The sequence below is a fragment of the Klebsiella sp. C360 genome (assembly GCF_048822415.1).
Taxonomy (GTDB): Bacteria; Pseudomonadota; Gammaproteobacteria; order Enterobacterales; family Enterobacteriaceae; genus Klebsiella; species Klebsiella quasipneumoniae.
This window is the reverse complement of sequence record NZ_JBMEZZ010000010.1, coordinates 59,637-79,728: the sequence shown is the minus strand read 5'-3', so window position 1 is coordinate 79,728 and position 20,092 is coordinate 59,637. Positions and strand designations below refer to the sequence as shown.

The window sequence follows — 20,092 nt, the reverse complement described above, 5'->3', positions numbered from 1 at the left end:
GCTGCGCTTAATAACAATGTTATTAATGTGGATATTAGTAAGTAACCTCCGATGATCTTATTTTCATTCTCTTGCTAATGATTATTATTCTGCGGGTTTTATTACTTGTTCTTGTTTAATACACGGAGAAACCGAGTCAGAAGCGCGTCTATTCTTAATCTTGGCGGAATATCTTCCGAATACCTGATAAATAAGTATTATTCTTCCCTGTCAGTGGTAAAGCTGACGCCCGTGAGGGCTGGCGGAAATCGGCTGATGTCTATCGCAGTCGCGATTGCTAACGTGTTTGGGCTACCTTAATTAAGGCATATCGCATGGATGTAAGCGTAAATGGGTGACAGTACGCCGCATAAGGCGCTAAGGCTCATCGGAACGGGGTTGGTTATTTTATTGCCAGTGGTACTGGCATTGTGGTTTGCCCAACTGCGGGCAAAAGCCGAAACCATTGATCAATTACACTCATTTTCGCAGCTGGCGCTGCAAAAAACGGAAATGGTCATCCGCGAAGCGGATCAGGCCCGGGCGAAAGCCAGCCAGTATCGCGGGGAGCTGTGCTCAGCAGACCATCAGCGTTATTTATTGCATATCGTTCGCGGCCTGCTGTATGTGGAAGATCTGATCTACGCTAACGGCCAGCGCTTTATCTGTTCAACGTCCGTTCATCAGCAAACCGGCTGGCGGATGCCGGCGGCCAATTACACCAAAAAGCCGGATGTCGCGATTTACTATTACCGGGACACGCCGTTTTATCCCGGCTTTGCCATGAATTATATGCAGAAGGGGCCCTATGTGGTGGTGGTCAATCCCTTCTCGTTCAGCTCAGTGATCGCCAGCGATCGCGATTTAGCCTATGGCGTGTTCGATACCAAAACCAACCTCTTTTTCTCGGTTAGTAACAATGTCGAGCCCGCGGAGCTCCATGCGTTAATTCGCGAAGGCGATACCTTTTTTAATCAGAATGGCCGGGTGTATACGATAGCCCGCTCCGCTATCCGGCCGATCGCCGTCATTATGTCCACCTCGCGGGCCAGCTATTATCACAACTTTTGTGACCAGGCCAGCCTGACGCTGCCGCTGGGGATCATCTGCAGTATTTTACTGGTGCTGGTGTGGTCGCGCACCCGCCGTCAGTATCACTCGCCGCGCAATATGCTGCAGCGGGCTCTGAGCTGCCGCCAGCTGCGCCTGCACTACCAGCCGATTATCGATATTAAAAATAACCGCTGCGTCGGGGCGGAAGCGCTGCTGCGCTGGCCAGGGTTTGACGGTCCGGTGATGAACCCGGCGGAGTTTATTCCGCTGGCGGAAAATGAAGGCATGATTGCCCAGGTGACGGACTACGTGGTGGATGAGCTGTTTTACGAAATGGGAGAGTTTCTTGCCAGCCATCCGCAGCTGTACGTGGCGATCAATCTCTCTGCGTCGGACTTCCACTCGGCGCGGCTGATTTCACAGATCAGTGAGAAAGCGCGCAGCTATGCGGTCTGTATCGGGCAGATCAAAATCGAAGTAACCGAGCGGGGGTTTATCGACGTACCGAAGACCACGCCAGTGATTCAGGCGTTCCGCGAAGCGGGCTATGAAATTGCCATCGATGATTTCGGCACCGGCTATTCGAATCTGCATAATCTGCACGCCCTGAATGTCGATATCCTTAAAATCGATAAAACCTTCGTTGATACGTTGACCACCAACAACACCAGCCACCTGATTGCCGAACACATCATCGAGATGGCGCGCGGGTTGCGTCTAAAGACTATCGCGGAAGGCGTGGAGACGCCTGAGCAGGTAAGCTGGCTCTACAAGCGCGGCGTGCAGTATTGCCAGGGCTGGCTGTTTGCGAAAGCGATGCCGGCGCGGGAGTTTATGCAGTGGTTAGCCAATGCGCCCGCGCCTGTGAACGTGCCTCAGCCGTCGCGTCACGCGGAGATCTGATGGCGGTAGTCGCTGGGGGTGCGGTCGAACTCCCGGCGGAAGACTCGCGAGAAGGTTTGCTGCGAGACGTAGCCCAGATCCATGGCGATATCAAAGATCGGCCGCTGGGTGGTTCGCAACGCCTCCGCCGCCAGCAGCAGACGGCGCTGACGAATATAATCCCCCAGCGTCTGATGCATCACGGTGCGGAACATCCGCTGCAGGTACCACTTCGAGTATCCTGACTTTTTGGCGACTACATCAATGTTAAGTGGTTGATCGATATGTTCATCAATCCATTCAATCAGTGTTTGAATAATATCCTGATGGGACATAAAGCGGCCTCTCTCAATTCTCGATTCGTCGTTTTGTCTGCGGGCGAGTATAATTCCTCAAGTTAACTTGAGGTAAAGCGCTTTATGGAAAAGAAATCACCCCGCATCAAAATGCTGCTGACGCCCGGGGAAGTGGCAAAACGAACCGGCGTGGCGGTCTCGGCCCTCCATTTTTATGAGAGTAAAGGGCTGATCCACAGCCAGCGGAATGCCGGCAATCAGCGGCGCTACCGGCGCGATGTCCTGCGCGCGGTGGCGATTATCAAAATTGCGCAACGTATCGGCATCCCGCTGGCCACCATCGGCGACGCGTTTGGCGTCCTGCCGGAAGGGCACAATCTCAGCGCAAAAGAGTGGAAAATGCTGTCATCCCAGTGGCGCGAGGAGCTGGACCGGCGTATCCACACCCTGACGGCGCTGCGCGACCAGCTCGACGGCTGCATCGGCTGCGGCTGTTTATCGCGGCGCGACTGCCCGCTACGCAACCCGGGCGATAAACTGGGGGAAGAGGGGACCGGCGCCCGGCTGCTGGAGGAGGAGTGATAAAACTAAAGCGCCACAACTGGGCGCTTTAGTTGTTTTCCGGTCTTGGTCTTTCGCATTATCTCGTTGGTTCACGAGAGGGTTTCCCCCGACGTCGACGTCCCTCAATATTGCGCAATCTGTTGATGGAGGTTCCGGTTTGCGTCGACACTTTAACTATGGCATCCGCCGCCGTTTTTTCCTCACTATTTTGCCGAAATTTTCCCGGCAATCAGCGCCTGTTCCTATAGTTAATTTGAACAAACCACGGGAGAGGCCCATGCTGACGGTACATCATCTTAATCAGTCACGATCGCAACGCGTACTGTGGGCGCTGGAGGAGCTACAGCTGCCTTATCAGATAGTCCGCTATCAGCGGGAAAAGTCGATGCTGGCGCCAGCGGCATTGAAGAAAATCCACCCGCTGGGGAAATCGCCAGTGCTGGAAGACAACGGCTATGTGCTGGCGGAGTCCGGCGCGATCCTTGAGTATTTGCAGGAGAGCTGGGACAGCGATGGGCTGCTGAAGCCACAGGGCGCGGATGACAAACTGCAGTACCGCTTCTGGCTGCACTATGCCGAAGGCTCGCTGATGCCGCTGCTGTTAATGAAGCTGGTGTTCGCCAGCCTCGGCAAACCCCCGGTGCCCTTTGGCGTCCGCTCGCTGGGCTCGCTGCTGGGCAAAGGTATCCAGAAAGCGTGGCTCGATCCTCAGCTGGCCACCCATGCGCGGTTCATTGACGACCATCTTGCCACGCGGCCATGGTTTGCCGGCGATCGGCTGAGCATGGCCGATATCCAGATGAGCTTCCCGGTGATGGCGCTGCTGGCCCGCGGCGGCATGCATGATCTTCGCCATATTGAGGCCTGGCGACAGCGGGTGGAGCAGCGCCCGGCCTGGCAGCGGGCTATCGAGCGCGGCGGCCCCTTCACCTTACCCGGCGCCTGAAGTATCAGCGGATCCGATGACGCGGCTAAATGAAAGCAACTCACTAAAAAATTGTTAGCGGATTGCGCATGGACGATAACGTTTGCGCATCAGCTGGTTATTTTCTGTTCGTCATAAGCGAAATTTAGCGAAATACGATAAACATCGGTTGAAAAGGGTTATCTAAAGGCCGGATAATCGTTTGCCTTTCTGTTTTACTCCCTCTTTTTTCTGCTAGCCGGGGGGAGTTGATAAGGTTGACACACCGTAGTGTATGCGCGGAGTTAAACGTTTGCTTTTTTGCGGCCCCCCTGGCGCTGCGATTCGGTACAAGGAGATCGCGTTTAACTGGCAGTGGAAGGTCCACCACGCATATCAACGAACAATAAAAATTTTCAGGGGAAGTTTTCTATGTCTACGCCTTCAGCGCGTACCGGCGGTTCATTAGACGCCTGGTTTAAAATTTCGGCGCGCGGTAGCACCGTGCGTCAGGAGATTGTTGCAGGTCTTACTACCTTTCTGGCAATGGTGTACTCCGTCATCGTGGTGCCGGGCATGCTCGGAAAAGCGGGCTTCCCGCCGGCCGCGGTGTTTGTTTCTACCTGTCTGGTGGCGGGCGTTGGCTCGCTGGCGATGGGATTATGGGCAAACCTGCCGATGGCCATCGGCTGCGCGATCTCGTTGACCGCTTTCACCGCCTTCAGCCTGGTGCTGGGGCAGCACATCAGTATTCCGGTGGCGCTCGGCGCGGTATTCCTGATGGGCGTCCTGTTTACGGTGATCTCGGCAACCGGCATCCGCAGCTGGATCTTGCGCAACCTGCCGCAGGGCGTGGCCCACGGTACCGGGATCGGGATCGGTCTGTTCCTGCTGCTGATTGCCGCCAATGGCGTTGGCCTGGTGATCAAAAACCCGCTGGACGGTCTGCCGGTGGCGTTGGGGAACTTTGACAGCTTCCCGGTGGTGATGTCGCTGATTGGCCTCGCGGTGATCATCGGTCTGGAAAAAATGAAGGTACCGGGCGGTATTCTGCTGACCATTATCGGCGTGTCGATTGTCGGCCTGATTTTCGATCCTAACGTCCATTTCTCCGGGATTTTCGCCATGCCATCCCTGAGCGATGACCAGGGCAACTCGCTGATTGGCAGTCTGGATATCGTCGGCGCGCTGAATCCGGTCGTGCTGCCCAGCGTACTGGCCCTGGTGATGACGGCGGTCTTTGACGCCACCGGCACCATCCGCGCGGTGGCCGGTCAGGCGAACCTGCTGGACAAAGACGGACAGATCATCAACGGCGGTAAAGCGCTGACCACCGACTCCCTGAGCAGCGTCTTCTCTGGCTTAGTCGGGGCGGCGCCGGCGGCGGTGTATATCGAATCGGCGGCGGGTACGGCAGCCGGCGGTAAAACCGGCCTGACCGCGGTGACGGTAGGGGTCCTGTTCCTGCTGATCCTGTTCCTCTCTCCGCTCTCTTATCTGGTGCCGGCCTACGCGACCGCGCCGGCGCTGATGTACGTCGGCCTGCTGATGCTGAGCAACGTGGCGAAGATCGATTTCAATGACTTCGTTGACGCCATGGCTGGCCTGATCACCGCGGTGTTTATCGTGCTGACCTGCAACATCGTGACCGGCATCATGATCGGTTTCGCGACCCTGGTGATCGGCCGCCTGGTCTCCGGCGAGTGGCGTAAGCTGAACCTCGGCACGGTGATTATCGCGGTGGCGCTGGTGGTGTTCTACGCCGGCGGGTGGGCGATTTAAACCCTTTGTGCTCCTCACGGGCGGCTCAGGCCGCCCGTTTTATTTTTAAGCCACATCCTGTTTCCATTTGCGTTAATCTGGGTAGCGTATGATTCAAAGGCAAGACGCCTCACAGGTATAAAAGAAAACGCAGCAAACAGGGAACACATGGAAATATTCTTTACCATCCTCATCATGACCCTTGTGGTCTCACTCTCCGGGGTAGTGACGCGCGTACTGCCCTTTCAGGTTCCACTCCCACTAATGCAAATCGCCATTGGCGCGCTTCTGGCGTGGCCGACCTTTGGTTTGCATGTTGAATTTGATCCAGAGCTGTTTCTGGTCCTGTTTATCCCGCCGCTGCTGTTCGCCGACGGCTGGAAAACGCCGACTCGCGAATTCATTGAGCACGGTCGCGAGATCCTCGGCCTGGCGCTGGCGCTGGTGGTCGTGACGGTGGTCGGCATCGGCTTTCTGATCTACTGGATTGTGCCGGGCATTCCGCTGATCCCGGCGTTCGCGCTGGCGGCCGTGCTGTCGCCGACCGATGCCGTGGCGCTTTCGGGTATCGTCGGGGAAGGGCGGATACCGAAAAAAATCATGGGCATTTTGCAGGGTGAGGCGCTGATGAACGACGCCTCCGGCCTGGTCTCGCTCAAGTTTGCCGTCGCGGTGGCGATGGGCACCATGGTCTTTACCGTCGGCGGCGCCACCGTCGAGTTTCTGAAAGTGGCGATTGGCGGCGTGCTGGCCGGGTTTGTGGTGAGCTGGTCGTATGGCCGCTCGATGCGCTTCCTCAGCCGCTGGGGCGGTGACGAGCCCGCCACGCAGATCGTCCTGCTGTTCCTGCTGCCGTTTGCCTCCTATCTGATTGCCGAACATATCGGCGTCTCCGGCATTCTGGCGGCGGTGGCGGCAGGGATGACCATCACCCGTTCCGGCGTGATGCGTACCGCGCCGCTGGCGATGCGCCTGCGCGCCAACAGCACCTGGGCGATGCTGGAGTTTGTCTTTAACGGCATGGTGTTTCTGCTGTTGGGCCTGCAGCTGCCGGATATCCTCTCCAGCTCGCTGGTGGCGGCGGAAGCCGACCCTAATGTCGAGACCTGGATGCTGTTTACCGACATCATCCTGATCTATGCCGCGCTGATGCTGGTGCGTTTTGGCTGGCTGTGGTCGATGCGTAAGCTTAGCCAGCGCTTCCTGAAGAAGAAACCGATGGAGTTTGGCTCCTGGACCACGCGCGAGCTGCTGATCTCCTCCGTTGCCGGGGTGCGCGGGGCGATTACCCTCGCCGGTGTGCTCTCTATTCCGCTGTTGCTGCCGGACGGGAATGTCTTTCCGGCGCGCTATGAGCTGATTTTCCTCGCCGCCGGGGTGATCCTGTTCTCGTTGTTCGTTGGGGTGATTGCGCTGCCGATCCTGCTGCGTCACATTGAATCGAGCGATAATGTGCAGCAGCGGAAAGAGGAGCGTCTGGCGCGCGCGGCGACGGCGGACGTGGCGATTGTGGCGATCCAGAAGATGGAAGAGCGGCTGGCGGCGGATACCAAAGAGAATATCGATAACCAGCTGCTGACCGAAGTCAGTTCGCGGGTGATCGGTAACCTGCGCCGCCGCGCCGATGGTCGTAACGATGTGGAAACCTCGATGCTCGAAGAGAGCCTGGAGCGGCGCTTCCGCCTGGCGGCGCTGCGCTCTGAGCGCGGTGAGCTGTACCATCTGCGTGCCACCCGGCAGATCAGTAACGAGACGCTGCAGAAGCTGCTGCACGACCTCGACCTGCTGGAAGCGCTGTTGATCGAAGATCAGTGATCGTCAGACCCGGTGGCGTAGCGCCGCCGGGTGATCTCTCGTAACGCAAGTGTGCCCGCGGGCAGCTGACGCCTTACCGGGCCGACAACCTCCGCGGTATCCACCCGATGCGCACCAGCCTGGCGCCGCCAGGCGTTATTCCAGCCAGAACGCTTTACTGCACGCCAGCCAGGCCTCAGCGCTGCGCGACATATACACGCCTTCCCGCCAAATCATCCCCAGCTCCCAGCGCAGCTCGCTTTGCAATGGGATCCAGCAAAAGTTCTGCGGGTCGAGACGCTGGCAAATCGGCTCCGGCAGGATCGCCACGCCAATGCCGGCCTGCACCATGGCGGCGAGAAAATCCCACTGGCCGCTGCGCACAGCGATCCGCGGCTTCACGTCGTGCTCGCTAAACAGGCGCATCAGCTGCTGGCTGAGGGCAAATTCCTCGTTGTAGATAACCAGCGGATGCGCCGCCAGCTCCGCCGGCGAGAGCGACGTTTTGCCTTCCCACGCCGCGGTCCTGGGCGTCAGGACGCACAGCGGGTGGTTGAACAACGGCAGGGTGGTGAGGCTGCTGCCCTCTTCGATCGGCAGGGCGGTCATCGCCATATCAAGTTCGCCATTGCTGACCGCCTGCTGGACCGTCAGGCCGCCAAACTCGGCGATTTTCAGCTCGACGCCCGGGTAGCGCTGGCGGAAACGGCTGATCGGCTCCGCCATCAGCATCCCGACCATCGGCGGAATGCCAAGACGCAGCACCCCCTTATGCAGGTGATTGATATCGCTCAGCTCTGACTCCAGCTGGGTGAACTCGCCGAGGATCGCCTGGCCGCGTTCAAAAACCACGCGCCCGGTATCGGTAAGCAGCAGTTTGCGGCCGTCGCGGATCAACAGCGTGCAGTTCAGTTCATCTTCGAGATTTTTGAGCATCTTGCTGATGGTGGGCTGTGTGACAAACAGCTTTTCCGCCGCGCGAGTAAAACTCTGCTGACGAACCACTTCAACGAAATAGCGCAGCGTTCGGATATCCATAATTATTCCCTGAGACTATACCTGCGATGATTTTAATTCATTTCTGTCCGCGTCGGCGGCTCTCTATACTGCATGCCTGACTTCTTTTTTCAGGACTATCGCTCATGGCCTTCGCGCCAGCTCGCGTTGCCCCTGCTGTGGCGCAGCGACTTCAGATCCCGATACAGGTGCTGCTCTACGTCGGGTTATTCATCTTCGCACAATATCTGGTGAACAGGTGGCAGGTACCCTTGCCGGCCAACTTAGTGGGCATGGTGATGCTCCTGTTGATGATCGTTTGCCGGGTGATCCCCCTCAACTGGGTTCGCGCCGGCGCCCGCTGGCTGTTGGCGGAGATGCTGCTGTTTTTCGTCCCGGCGGTGGTGGCGGTGGTCAATTATGCCCAGCTGTTGATGGTCGACGGATGGCGTATTTTCCTGGTCATTGCGTTAAGCACGCTGATGGTGCTCGGCGCTACGGCCTGGGTCGTTGACAAGGTTTATCGTTACGAAGTGAACAGGATAAAAAAATGAGCGATGCCACGCTAAGCATCCTGTGTCTGGCGGCGACGCTGTGCCTCTATTACGCTAATAAAAAACTGTATCGCCGTTTTCATAAACTGCCGTTGATGCCGCTGGTATTTACGCCGATCCTGCTGGTGCTGATCCTGGTGGCAGGCCATATCTCTTATCAGAGCTATATGGGAGAGACCCACTGGCTGCTCTGGCTGCTGGGCCCGGCGACCATCGCCTTTGCCGTCCCGGTCTATGAAAATATCGCGGTGATCAAACGCCACTGGATGTCTCTCAGCGCAGGGGTGGTGACGGCGGTGGTGGTAGCGGTGACCAGTTCCGTGTGGCTGGCGCGCGGATTGATGTTGTCTGACGAAATACAGCGTAGCCTGGCGGTGCGTTCGGTGACCACGCCTTTTGCCCTGGCGGCGGCGAAACCGCTCGGCGGTCAACCCGATCTGGTGGCGCTGTTTGTGGTGATCACCGGCGTCTTTGGTATGGCGGTGGGGGACATGCTGTTTTTACGGCTTGCTATCCGGGAAGGGATGGCGAAAGGGGCCGGGTTCGGGGCGGCCTCCCACGGTGCCGGAACCGCGCGCTCCTATGAGCTGGGCCAGCAGGAGGGCGTAGTGGCAAGCCTGGTGATGATGCTCTCAGGGGTGGTCGTCGTGCTGGCTGCGCCGGTCGTGCGCTGGCTGCTGTTTTAACATGGTCCCGTAACCGGATATTATGAAATATTGAGGGGGGGAATAGTTATGGACTATTTTCCCCTGTTTTTGTTTATACCCGTTATTACTCATCATAAAAGATTAAGTCGATTCTTATGTTTCTCCTGAATTTGTAAGAAAATATTTCAATGGCGTCGATTATTTAATTGCAATCTAAATATAATTCAGTGTTTTTATTATTTTCACGAATTATATAACTGCTTATCCAAGTGATTTTTAAGGTTTTTTATGTCGCGCCGCTAATCTTTTAATACGCGTTGTTTAAAAAATAGCATATCTGTTGATAATTGAATTTTTACCTTGTGTTAGTTATTCTTTTTACGCGAGCTTGTATTATTGAATGGATTCATAGTGGGTCGTTTATTTCTGCATAATAGTGCCTGTCATCAAGCCGATAGCATGTAAATGCCGGCATGACGCCGCGCTGATTGAATTTCATTCTCTAATATCGCTGCATAAAGCAATTGACGGACTGATTGTCGTTTATAATGGATATGGGAATAAATATGAAGATGAGTAAAAAATTTCTGGCAGGTGCCCTGATTTTCTCTGCCTGCAGCGCGCTGTCTACCGTTGCCCAGGCTGATAACACCATTACCTTTAATGGCATTGTTTCAGATACTACCTGTACGGCGACCATCGATGGCGGTGTGACTGCCATTGATATGGGTACCACCTCGGTGGCGGACCTGAAAGCGTATACCTTCGGCGCAGCCAAAAACTTTTCCTTTAGCTTAGCGGATTGCCCGACGGTGGAAGAGGGGGGAAATAACTCCGCCCGCGTGACTTTCGGCGGGGTTTCCGATACCGCGAATAGCGATTACTTTAAAAACCAGGCTACGGAAGACGCAGCAACGGGCGTCGCTGTGGCGCTGTATGACGAAGCCGGTAGCCTGATGAAAAATAACGAAGAAGGTTCCGATGTCGATATCTCTTCCGGTGCCGCAACGATTCCGTTCACCGTTAAGATGGTGAAATCGGGCTCTGGTGAACCGACAAAGGGTGCCGTTCAGACAACGGTAACTTATAACGTGACCTATCATTAATTCTGCATTTTATTGAAGGGAGAAAGGGGGATCGTCTGTTATTCCCCTTATTTAAGCGTATGAGATATCCTTTTTTTGTGGTTGGTTTAGTGCTGTCGTCCTCTATCGCGCAAGCCAGCGTGGTGGTTGGCGGTACGCGCCTAGTCTTTGATGGTACGAAGAATAACGCCGTTATTAGCGTTGAGAATAAAGATCAGAACAGCAATATCGTGCAGTCCTGGCTCTCTGTGGTTGATGCTGCTTCACCAGCAAAAGATGCATTTATTATTACACCACCGCTATTTCGTCTTAAAGCCAGAGAAAAAGGATTTGTGCGTATTGTCCGTTCAGGAAAGATGTTACCAGACGACCGCGAATCCATGTTTTGGCTAAATATTAAAGGGATCCCGGCGACGGAATATATTCCTGATAAAAATGTCGTGCAGTTTGCTATCAACTCGAAAATAAAATTAATTTACCGGCCTGCCGCGTTAAAAGGTAATACACCAGAAAGCTATGCCGACAAATTACAATGGGGTAAAGAAGGGACGTCCCTAACGGTAAAAAATAGTTCACCAGTGTATATGAATTTCTCGCAGGTTAGTGTTAACGGTAAAAATATTTCTGGTGCATGGTTTGCAGCCCCGTTTTCGACTTTAAAAATACCCGTCAGGAGTAACCTGTCCTCGGCAGGAAAAAAAGAAATCACATGGAGCGTGATTAATGATTATGGTATGTCAGGGAAGAAATATACCGCTCTTATTCAGTAGCATTGAGCCGCTATTTCCAACTAAAAGTCTCTGCGTCGCTATTTTTCTGTGCCTGAGTACCCTACCTACTTGCGCTGAGGCCGGCGAATATTTCAACCCAAACCTACTCGAAGTCACCGCTAATAGTGCGACTTCAGTTGATTTGTCTTATTTTTCGCAAGATGGCGTACCGCCGGGTACTTATTACCTGGATGTTTTCATCAATGATAAGTATGTCGGTTCTGAATCGCTCCTGTTTCAGGTAAATAACCCTGACGCTGGTGCAAACGCAACGGTAACTCCCTGTCTTTCTACGGAGTTTCTTCATTCATGGCTCATCAATACCGCCGCCTATCCGAAGCTGTTCGAGGCAGGAGACACCTGTGCTCAGCTGTCGGCGATCCCGGGCGTGACGTTTACGGTTTCACTTGCCCAACAGCGGATAGATTTTACCGTCCCACAAGCCGCCATGCTGAACCGCCCCAGGGACTATGTGCCGGAGAGCCAGTGGCAGCAGGGGATTAACGCCGGTATTCTCAACTACAGCATTTCCGGTCAGCGCAATACCCCGCGACATAACGGCGCGACTATCGACAGCCAGTTTATCAGCCTGCAGCCTGGCGTGAACCTGGGGCCGTGGCGCCTGCGCAACTACAGCACCTATAGCCACAGCGACAATAGCAGTCGCTGGGAGTCGGTATACTCCTATATCACCCGCGATATCCAAACCCTGCGCAGTCAACTGGTGGTGGGCAATACCTATACGTCGTCCGGCATCTTCGACAGCATGAGCTTTACCGGCCTACAGCTCAGCTCAGATAAAGAGATGCTGCCGGATAGCCTTCACGGGTTTGCGCCGACGATCAAGGGTATTGCGCGTACCACCGCTGAGGTCTCGGTCTATCAGAATGGCTATAGCATTTATAAAACCACCGTTGCACCCGGCGCCTTTGAAATAAAAGATCTTTACGCCACCGGCAGCGCCGGCGATCTGTACGTCAGCATTAAAGAGTCTGACGGCAGCGAGCAAAACTTTGTGGTGCCATTCGCCTCGCTGGCGATCCTGCAGCGCGAGGGCCAGCTGGACTATGCGCTGAGCAGTGGCAGAACGCGCTCAGGTAGCTCCGACGATAAAGAATATAACTTTATTCAGTCCTCTCTGGTTTATGGCGTGACCAGCAACGTTACTCTTTATAGCGGCTTTCAGCAGGCGGAAGATAAATACACCAACTTGCTGTTAGGCGCCGGTTTTAATCTTGGGACTATCGGCGCCCTCTCATTTGATGGTTCTCAGTCATGGGCTGATGTCAACGCCAACGCCGCGGCCACATCGACCAGTAAAGAACAGGGGCAATCTTATCGCGTCCGCTTTAGCAAAAGTTTTCTCCAGACCGGGACCAACTTTTCCGTGGCCGGTTATCGCTACTCCACCGCGGGATACTATTCGTTTCAGGATTTTATCGATAACGCTTCCACTCAGTATGACTGCTGTACCAGCAACGGCAGAACGAAAGGCCGTTTTGACGCCTCGGTGTCACAGACGCTGTTTGGCTATGGCTCACTTTCGCTGTCGCTGATCAATGAAACCTACTGGGACAACTCGCGCATGGCGTCGGTCGGGGTGGGCTATAGCGGAGCAATCGGCAAAGCCTCCTACTTTATTAACTATTCCTATAACCGCAACGTGCAGAACACCGATGACAGCGGTCATAACCGGCCGGCCAGCGATACGGTCGTCTCCCTGACGTTAAGCATTCCGCTGGGAGACTCACTCTCCGCGAATTACACCATGAACCATGGCCGCCATAACGACACCACGCACAGCGTGGGACTTAACGGCTCGGCGTTCGAGGATCGCTCCCTGAACTGGAGCGTGCTGGAAGGGTACAACACCCAGGATAAGAGCACTTCCGGCAACCTCAGCGTCAACTACCAGGGGGCAAAAGGCGACGTGGCGGGCGGCTATGGCTACGACCGCTACAGCAATCACTACAACTATTCGCTGCGCGGCGGCATGGTCGCCCATTCAGGGGGGCTCACGCTGTCACGCTTTCTGGGGGAGAGTTCGGCGCTGGTCGAGACCCCCGGCGTCAGCGATGTGACGGTGCGCGGCCAGACAAACGTGACGACGGATGCCACCGGATATGCCGTGGTGCCCTACGTCCGTCCGTACCATCGTAATAGCCTGGCGCTGGATGAACAGGAAATCCCCGGCGCTGAAGTGGATAACGTTGCCAGAACGGTGGTACCGACGCGCAACGCGATCGTCAAAGTGCAGTATGACACGCGAATTGGCTATAAGGCGATGCTCACACTGCGCACCCGCAGCGGGGTGGTGCCCTTCGGCGCGCTGGTGACCCTCGATAACGCCCGGCCTAACACCAGCGTCTCGCGCAGCAATATCGTTGGCGATGAGGGGCAGGTTTACCTGACGGGTTTGCAGAAAAAAGGCCAGCTGCTAGCACGCTGGGGGGACAAAAGCAGTGAGCAGTGCACCGCTCATTATGATTTCTCCAGCACCACGCTGAGCGACAATATTCAGTTTTATCAGGCCATCTGCCGATAATGGCCGCACGTTCGCAACAGGAAAAAAGGGCTGATATGAGCATTAAAGACTGCGGAGCAGGGGGCTGTGTACTGGCTAGCCTTTTACTGCTCTCCGCTCCCGGGTTGGCTTACGAGAGCAACAGCACGGTCAATTTTAAGGTTACGGGCACGATCGAAGCGCCCTCCTGTGAGGTGGCTGTGGAGCCGTCGAATCGTATTGATTTGGGCACCGTTCCCTATCAGACGTTCTCCGGAAAAGCGGGATCGAGCAGCGCCAGCGTGCCGGTTAAGCTGCTCTTTTCCAACTGTTCCGCCTATGCGTCGGCAGTGACGATCACATTCAGTGGGGCTGGTTTCGATGAAGCCCATACATCGATCTATAAAAGCTATATGACAGGCAATAGCGGGGCCAGCGGCATTGGTTTGCAACTGCTCAGCATGGCCGACCAGCAGCCGCTGGGCCCCGGTAACCAGTATCTCTTCACCTTTGATAGCGAAGCGGACATCCACACGTTCACCATGGCGGCACGGATGTACTCACCTTATGGCCAGGTGAGTCCCGGCATTGTCGGTTTTACCGCCACGTTTGATGTGGCTTATAAATAATGATTTCGACAGGGAAGTTTATGAAAAAGCTTATTTTATTTTTCATTGTGGTGCTGATCCCCTCCTACAGCTGGGCGTTATGTGAGGGGAAAAATTATGGCGATATCTCGATGACTAACCTGCCGGAAAAAATACTGATCAACGCCGGAAATTATACCGCGGGTACGGTGCTGTACGATTCCGGGAAAATGAATCACGCGCAAACGTTTATGCTCAATTGCCAGGGGCAAATTTACGCGGTGTTTGCCTGGTCTTCGAGCAATGCCGGGGCGTTGGTCGGCGATAACATCTATACCACCTCGGTGCAGGGGATCGGGATACGCGTTAAAGTGTGGCTTAATATCAGTGGTGAATATGAGAACGATACAAATGATTTCACTCCCGACTCGCAGGTGCATTATATCGGCGATGCCAACTTTAAACTCGGTGAGCCTAATGGCTTTTTAGATTACTACGCTTCCACACATTACACCCCGGCGTATCAGCTGCAGCTGGTAGCGACTGGCGGCGCGATTGCCAGCAATAGTACATTATCCTTTAACGACCCGGTGGCGACGGTATCGGCAAAGGATAAGTCAGGATCGGTAGCGATTTCCCAACTGCATATCAGCGGAACCACCAGCATCCAGATGATCCCGATGGGGTGCGATGTCAGTAGCAATAATCTTAGTTTTGCCATGGGCAGCATCAATACTGGCGAGTTTAATAGCGCGACGAAGGTAGGATCAGCGCGGCAGTCCATGAATCTCTTTTGCGAGCCGGGAACCAATGTTTCGATGCGGGTGGTGGCGGCGCAAGCGAGTGGGGATAATCCTGATAACACCGTAATGGCCTTAACGGCAGAAGAGAATGTTGCCACCGGGGTGGGGGTCCAGTTGAATCTGGATGGCGAAGCGCTGCCATTGAATACCGACATTAGCCTCTATACCTCGAGCCGTACGACGGTAACGAACGACGGCGCAGATGCCAGCTATAGCTATTTCACCCATCCCGACAGTCCTGGCGGGGCAGCCGCTCAGCAGTCGCTCGCTTTTTCCACAAACTATTATAAGACGGGAAGTATAGTGACAGCAGGTTCAGCAAACGCAGCAGGGGTGATCACCTTCACCTACAACTGACAGGGGCAGAATAAGCCCCTTCCCCGGCAGGTGCCGGAGAAGGGAAGGCGACGGTTAATGCGCCTGGCCGCGTTCGATACCAATCCCGGTTTGTGAACGAATGAACTGGGCGCGGAACTGCTCGCGCTCGCGCATTCCTTCCGGTGAGTTATCGGTCGCGGAGAAGAGCCAGATACCGATGAACGCGATAGCGATGGAGAACAGCGCCGGATATTCATACGGGAACAGCGCTTTCTCATGACCGAGGATCTGCACCCAAATGGTCGGGCCGAGGATCATCAGAATCACCGCCGTCAGCAGACCCAGCCAGCCGCCGATCATCGCCCCGCGGGTGGTCAGCTTCGACCAGTACATCGACAGCAGGATAATCGGGAAGTTACAGCTGGCGGCAATAGAGAACGCCAGGCCGACCATGAAAGCGATATTCTGATTTTCGAATAGGATGCCCAGCAGAATGGCCACCACGCCGAGGATCAGCACCGTAATTTTGGAGACCTTCAGCTCCTGACGCTCGGTCGCCCCTTTACGGAAGACGTTGGCGTACAGGTCGTGCGACACCGCCGAGGCGCCCGCCAGCGTCAAGCCAGCGACCACCGCCAGAATGGTGGCGAAGGCGACCGCGGAGATAAAGCCGAGGAACAGGTTGCCGCCCACCGCATCCGCCAGATGCACCGCCGCCATATTATTGCCGCCGATAAGCTGCCCGGCCGCGTCTTTGAACACTGGGTTCGCGCCGACCAGCATGATGGCGCCGAAGCCGATGATAAAGGTCAGAATATAGAAGTAGCCCATAAAACCGGTGGCGTAGAACACGCTTTTACGCGCTTCTTTGGCGTCGCTCACGGTAAAGAAACGCATCAGGATATGCGGCAGGCCGGCGGTACCAAACATCAGACCGAGGCCAAGGGAGAGCGCTGATATCGGATCTTTCACCAGCCCACCTGGGCTCATAATCGCCGCGCCTTTCGGGTGGACGGCCATCGCTTCGGTAAACAGATTATTGAAGCTGAAGCCGACGTGCTTCATCACCATAAAGGCCATAAAGCTGGCGCCGAACAGCAGCAGAACCGCTTTGATAATCTGCACCCAGGTGGTCGCCAGCATGCCGCCGAACAGGACATAGAGCACCATCAGGACGCCCACCAGCACCACCGCAACGTGATAGTTAAGACCGAACAGCAGCTGGATCAGCTTGCCGGCGCCGACCATTTGGGCGATCAGATAGAGGGCCACCACCACCAGCGAGCCGCAGGCGGAGAGGGTGCGGATCGGTCCCTGTTTGAGACGATAGGACGCCACGTCGGCAAAGGTGTAGCGGCCAAGGTTGCGCAGACGTTCGGCAATCAGAAACAGGATAATCGGCCAGCCGACAAGAAAGCCCAGCGAGTAGATCAGACCGTCGTAACCGGAGGTATACACCAGCGCGGAGATACCAAGGAACGACGCTGCCGACATAAAGTCGCCGGCAATCGCCAGCCCGTTCTGGAAACCGGTGATATTGCCGCCGGCGGTGTAGTAATCGCTGCGCGAACGCACCCGTTTTGACGCCCAGTAAGTGATGTACAGGGTCAGGGCGACGAAAATCAGGAACATGACAATCGCCTGCCAGTTGGTCGGCTGGCGCTGTACCGCGCCGGTAATGGCGTCTGCGGCCTGAACGCCGAGGGGCAGCAGCGCGGCGGCGAGCGCCGTCAGGACTCTCTTGATCATGCTTTTACCTCGTTGAGAACGCTCTTGGTCAAACGGTCAAATTCACCGTTGGCCCGCCAGACATAAATACCGGTGAGAACAAACGAAATGACGATCACCCCGATGCCCAGCGGGATCCCGCGGGTGACGCTGGTCCCGGCGTGCAGCGGCGTGCCGAGCCAGCCTGGCGCGAAGGCGATAAGCAGAATAAAGCCCACATAGATCACTAACATAATCACTGACAGAATGGCGGCAAACCGTTGCCGTGATGCCACCAGCTCCCTGAAATGCGCACTATTTTCTATCCGCTGACAAAGTTGTTCATTCATCTTAGCGTCTCCAGAGGTCTCCCTTTCGTCATCCACGCAGCGGACGCTGGCGACAGCAACCCCTCCGGCGTTAAAGGCCGGGATACGGTTCGCTGACGGCGTTCCTGCGAGTGAAATCCTGGGGGAGGGACTTATTTTTATCCTCTCCCCGGTGGGGGAGAGGGTGTAGGGAATCGGTCCTTACTTAAGAAGGCATGGTAATGGCCTGCTTCTCTTCGAGCAGTTTTTCCACTACGCCAGGATCGGCGAGAGTCGAGGTATCGCCGAGGTTGCTGGTGTCGCCCGCGGCGATCTTGCGCAGAATGCGGCGCATGATTTTGCCCGAGCGGGTTTTTGGCAGCGAATCGGTCCAGTGCAGAACATCCGGCGTCGCCAGCGGGCCAATCTCTTTGCGCACCCAGTTACGCACTTCCGCATACAGCTCCGGCGTCGGTTCTTCACCGTGATTGAGCGTCACGTAGGCGTAGATAGCCTGGCCCTTGATGTTGTGCGGAATACCGACCACTGCCGCTTCGGCGATTTTCGGGTGCGACACCAGCGCCGATTCGATCTCGGCAGTACCCAGACGGTGGCCGGAGACGTTCAGAACGTCATCCACGCGGCCGGTGATCCAGTAATAGCCATCTTCATCTCGGCGCGCGCCGTCGCCGCTAAAGTACATATTTTTGAAGGTGGAGAAGTAGGTTTGCTCAAAGCGCTCATGATCCCCGAACAGGGTTCGCGCCTGGCCGGGCCAGGAGTCGGCGATGGCAAGATTGCCCTCGGTGGCGCCATCCAGCGGCAGCCCTTCGTTATCCACCAGCACCGGCTGAACGCCGAAGAACGGGCGGGTAGCGGAGCCAGCCTTCAGCTCAATCGCCCCCGGCAGCGGGGTGATCATAAAGCCGCCGGTTTCGGTCTGCCACCAGGTGTCCATCACCGGGCACTTCTCGTTACCGATCTTCTCCCAGTACCACTCCCAGGCTTCCGGGTTAATGGGTTCGCCGACCGAGCCGAGAATGCGCAGTGAGGAGCGGTCCGTGCCTTCGATAGCCTTGTCGCCTTCCGCCATCAGGGCACGGATCGCCGTCGGAGCGGTATACAGAATGCTGACCTTATGCTTATCGACGACCTGGCACATACGCGCCGGGGTTGGCCAGTTCGGCACCCCTTCGAACATCAGAGTGGTGGCGCCGCAGGCCAGCGGGCCGTACAGCAGATAGCTGTGGCCGGTGACCCAGCCGACATCGGCGGTGCACCAGTAAATATCGCCCGGGTGGTAATCGAAAACGTATTTAAAGGTGGTGGCCGCGTAGACCAGATAGCCGCCGGTGGTGTGCAACACCCCTTTCGGTTTACCGGTGGAGCCAGAGGTATAGAGGATGAACAGCGGATCTTCGGCGTTCATCTCGACGGGGCGGTGTTCGGCGCTGGCGTTCGCCATCAGATCGCTCCACCACAGATCGCGGCCTTCCTGCCAGTCGATTTTACCGCCGGTACGTTTCAGGACCACGACGTGTTCAATGCTGTTGACGTTCGGGTTTTTCAGCGCGTCATCGACGTTTTTCTTCAGCGGGATGGCGCGACCGGCGCGCAGCCCTTCATCCGCGGTGATCACCAGGCGCGAGCTGGAGTCGATAATGCGTCCGGCCACCGCCTCCGGCGAGAAGCCACCGAAAATCACCGAGTGGATGGCGCCGATGCGGGCGCAGGCCAGCATCGCCACCGCGGCTTCCGGCACCATCGGCATATAGATGGCGACCACGTCGCCTTTTTTAATCCCGAGGCCGAGCAGCACATTGGCGAAGCGGCAGACGTCCGCATGCAGTTCACGGTAGGTGATGTGCTTGCTCTGGCTGGCGTCGTCGCCTTCCCAGATGATGGCGGTTTGATCGCCGCGCTCGGCGAGATGGCGGTCGAGGCAGTTGGCGGCGAGGTTCAGGGTGCCGTCTTCATACCATTTGATGGAAATGTTACCCGGCGCAAAGGAGGTATTCTTCACGCGGGTGTAGGGGCGCATCCAGTCAAGGATTTTGCCCTGCTCGCCCCAGAATGTATCAGGGTCGGTTATGGATTGTTGATACTGCGCCTTGTACTGATCCGGGTTAATCAGGCAACGTTCCGCAATGTTAGCGGGAATAGGGTGTTTGTGTATTTGGCTCATGGCTTTTTTTCTCCTTTGAACTTGTTAAATATATGTCAAACAAACGTTAAGAGTAGGGGTTTTGACAGCTTTGTTTGTTAATTGGGGGGCAGATCACGCAATGATTCAACTGAGTGAAATTTCGTCAAATGAAACTTTGAAGTGAAATAATTGCGTAAATGAATTTATAGAAACGGAAGATGTGAAATATTTTTTATTACAAATACTTATGCATTGTAACTGGGGAAAATTCGTGACTTTATGCAGAAAACCAGAAGAAAGCCCTATTCTTAAAGGCTTGCGCAGCATGCCGTGCAAATGATACTGATATTGCGCGTTAAATAACCCCACAAAGCAACGCAACACAATTCATACCCCCTGCAGTGGGTACCATGACGAAAAGGAATGGTGCCTTTC

17 protein-coding genes and 1 pseudogene are annotated in these 20,092 nt (G+C 55.6%); 13 read left to right on the top strand and 5 right to left on the bottom strand.

Annotated elements, in window-relative coordinates; genetic code table 11:
* The first annotated feature begins 330 nt into the window (after positions 1-330).
* Positions 331-1,935: an EAL domain-containing protein gene (locus tag ACOI7D_RS21725; RefSeq protein ID WP_023291645.1), complete on the top strand. Its 1,605-nt coding sequence runs from the start codon at positions 331-333 to the stop codon at positions 1,933-1,935.
* On the opposite strand, the gene soxS is transcribed toward ACOI7D_RS21725, so the two are convergent.
* A complete protein-coding gene (gene soxS / locus ACOI7D_RS21720) occupies positions 1,920-2,249 on the bottom strand; it encodes a superoxide response transcriptional regulator SoxS (protein ID WP_004206330.1) in 330 nt (109 codons plus the stop codon). The genes ACOI7D_RS21725 and soxS overlap by 16 nt on opposite strands.
* 84 nt (positions 2,250-2,333) lie before the next feature.
* Here soxS and soxR point away from each other — a divergent pair, with 84 nt between their 5' ends.
* The 4 genes from soxR to ACOI7D_RS21700 all read left to right on the top strand — a co-directional run bounded on the left by soxR (position 2,334) and on the right by ACOI7D_RS21700 (position 7,254).
* Positions 2,334-2,792: a redox-sensitive transcriptional activator SoxR gene (gene soxR, locus ACOI7D_RS21715; protein ID WP_004206331.1), complete on the top strand. Its 459-nt coding sequence runs from the start codon at positions 2,334-2,336 to the stop codon at positions 2,790-2,792.
* A gap of 259 nt (positions 2,793-3,051) precedes the next feature.
* The gene (locus ACOI7D_RS21710) at positions 3,052-3,720 is read left to right on the top strand and encodes a glutathione S-transferase family protein (protein ID WP_023291647.1); all 669 of its coding nucleotides are present in this window, start codon (positions 3,052-3,054) and stop codon (positions 3,718-3,720) included.
* 390 nt (positions 3,721-4,110) lie between these two features.
* Positions 4,111-5,460 carry an NCS2 family permease gene (locus tag ACOI7D_RS21705; protein ID WP_004206333.1) on the top strand — a complete coding sequence of 450 codons (1,350 nt, stop codon included), beginning with the start codon at positions 4,111-4,113 and terminating at the stop codon, positions 5,458-5,460.
* A 147-nt stretch (positions 5,461-5,607) separates the two neighbouring features.
* The gene (locus ACOI7D_RS21700; RefSeq protein WP_004206334.1) at positions 5,608-7,254 is read left to right on the top strand and encodes a Na+/H+ antiporter; all 1,647 of its coding nucleotides are present in this window, start codon (positions 5,608-5,610) and stop codon (positions 7,252-7,254) included.
* Positions 7,255-7,389: 135 nt separating this feature from the next.
* On the opposite strand, the gene ACOI7D_RS21695 is transcribed toward ACOI7D_RS21700, so the two are convergent.
* Positions 7,390-8,271 carry a LysR family transcriptional regulator gene (locus tag ACOI7D_RS21695; protein WP_109546745.1) on the bottom strand — a complete coding sequence of 294 codons (882 nt, stop codon included), beginning with the start codon at positions 8,269-8,271 and terminating at the stop codon, positions 7,390-7,392.
* Positions 8,272-8,375: 104 nt separating this feature from the next.
* Between ACOI7D_RS21695 and ACOI7D_RS21690 the strand changes: the two genes are divergently transcribed.
* The 7 genes from ACOI7D_RS21690 (at position 8,376) to ACOI7D_RS21660 (ending at position 15,535) form a co-directional block, all read left to right on the top strand.
* The gene (locus tag ACOI7D_RS21690; protein ID WP_004206336.1) at positions 8,376-8,783 is read left to right on the top strand and encodes a CidA/LrgA family protein; all 408 of its coding nucleotides are present in this window, start codon (positions 8,376-8,378) and stop codon (positions 8,781-8,783) included.
* Positions 8,780-9,469 (top strand): LrgB family protein, encoded by a 690-nt coding sequence (locus ACOI7D_RS21685; protein ID WP_109546744.1) that lies wholly within the window; start codon positions 8,780-8,782, stop codon positions 9,467-9,469. Before ACOI7D_RS21690 ends, ACOI7D_RS21685 begins: the two co-directional genes overlap by 4 nt.
* 509 nt (positions 9,470-9,978) lie before the next feature.
* Positions 9,979-10,536: a fimbrial protein gene (locus ACOI7D_RS21680; RefSeq protein ID WP_072096590.1), complete on the top strand. Its 558-nt coding sequence runs from the start codon at positions 9,979-9,981 to the stop codon at positions 10,534-10,536.
* A 59-nt stretch (positions 10,537-10,595) separates the two neighbouring features.
* Positions 10,596-11,285 carry a fimbrial assembly chaperone gene (locus ACOI7D_RS21675; RefSeq protein WP_087826871.1) on the top strand — a complete coding sequence of 230 codons (690 nt, stop codon included), beginning with the start codon at positions 10,596-10,598 and terminating at the stop codon, positions 11,283-11,285.
* A complete protein-coding gene (locus ACOI7D_RS21670; RefSeq protein WP_109546743.1) occupies positions 11,239-13,830 on the top strand; it encodes a fimbria/pilus outer membrane usher protein in 2,592 nt (863 codons plus the stop codon). The genes ACOI7D_RS21675 and ACOI7D_RS21670 overlap by 47 nt, the downstream gene beginning before the upstream one ends.
* A gap of 35 nt (positions 13,831-13,865) precedes the next feature.
* A complete protein-coding gene (locus ACOI7D_RS21665) occupies positions 13,866-14,417 on the top strand; it encodes a fimbrial protein (protein ID WP_044525147.1) in 552 nt (183 codons plus the stop codon).
* A 20-nt stretch (positions 14,418-14,437) separates the two neighbouring features.
* Complete coding sequence (locus ACOI7D_RS21660) at positions 14,438-15,535, top strand: type 1 fimbrial protein (RefSeq protein ID WP_109546742.1); 1,098 nt, start codon at positions 14,438-14,440, stop codon at positions 15,533-15,535.
* 54 nt (positions 15,536-15,589) lie between these two features.
* On the opposite strand, the gene actP is transcribed toward ACOI7D_RS21660, so the two are convergent.
* From actP to acs, 3 genes are all read right to left on the bottom strand, one after another.
* Positions 15,590-17,245, bottom strand: a complete 1,656-nt coding sequence (gene actP / locus ACOI7D_RS21655; protein WP_162543101.1) for a cation/acetate symporter ActP — start codon at positions 17,243-17,245, stop codon at positions 15,590-15,592.
* A complete protein-coding gene (locus ACOI7D_RS21650; protein ID WP_004206350.1) occupies positions 17,242-17,553 on the bottom strand; it encodes a DUF485 domain-containing protein in 312 nt (103 codons plus the stop codon). The genes actP and ACOI7D_RS21650 overlap by 4 nt, the downstream gene beginning before the upstream one ends.
* Positions 17,554-17,737: 184 nt before the next feature.
* Entirely contained in the window at positions 17,738-19,696 is a 1,959-nt protein-coding gene (gene acs, locus ACOI7D_RS21645; RefSeq protein WP_109546741.1) for an acetate--CoA ligase, read from the bottom strand.
* Positions 19,697-19,796: 100 nt separating this feature from the next.
* Here acs and ACOI7D_RS21640 point away from each other — a divergent pair.
* Positions 19,797-19,997: pseudogene (locus ACOI7D_RS21640) on the top strand (hypothetical protein).
* Positions 19,998-20,092 lie beyond the last annotated feature (95 nt).